Here is a 663-nt window from a genome sequence, read left to right on the forward strand (position 1 = left end):
AGGTGACCTACGCCTCCGCCGTCTCCACCGTGGCGTCGATGCTGTACACGGCCGCGCCGCTGCCGGGCGTCCCCGACAGCGGCTGGGCGGCCCTCGGCGCGTGGCTGCAGCAGCTGTCGACCGCCCCCGACGCACCGCCCGCCCCCACCCCCGCTCCGGCACCGGCGCCGGGCGCGCTGTCGGGGCAGGCGCAGACCCTGGGCACCCTGTGCGCGGACACCGCCAACCCGCCCGCCGGCGCCGACTACCCGGCCCTGGCCGCCCTCGCCGAGACACGCTCCGGCGCCGTCGGCCCGTACTGGGTGTGGCAGACCCAGCGCTGCGCGTCCTGGCCCTCCCAGGCCGCCCGGGACCGCTACGACGGGCCGTGGGACCGCCGCACCGCCGCGCCCGTGCTGGTCGTCGCGAACACCGGTGACCCGGCCTGGCCCTACGAGGGCTCCCGCGCGATGGCCGACACCCTCGCCGGGGCCCGCCTGCTGACCGTCGACGGCTACGGGCACACGGTCCTGGGCAACCCGAGCGCCTGCGCGGCCGGGGCGCAGGAGCGCTACCTGGTGGAGGGTCGGCTGCCGGCGCCCGGGACGGTCTGCGCGCCGGACCGCCAGCCGTTCGCGTAGCGCTCCGGGGACGGCGGCGGTGGCGGCTGCACGGGCCGTCGCC

At 79.5% G+C, this 663-nt stretch carries 1 protein-coding gene; it reads left to right on the forward strand.

From position 1 onward, the window contains the following. Positions 1–620, forward strand: a 620-nt coding sequence (locus AE652_RS42605) for an alpha/beta hydrolase (RefSeq protein ID WP_049661705.1), incomplete at its 5' end; no start/stop codon positions are given. Positions 621–663 lie beyond the last annotated feature (43 nt).

This window comes from Kitasatospora sp. MY 5-36 (assembly GCF_001182915.1).
Taxonomy (GTDB): domain Bacteria; phylum Actinomycetota; class Actinomycetes; order Streptomycetales; family Streptomycetaceae; genus Kitasatospora.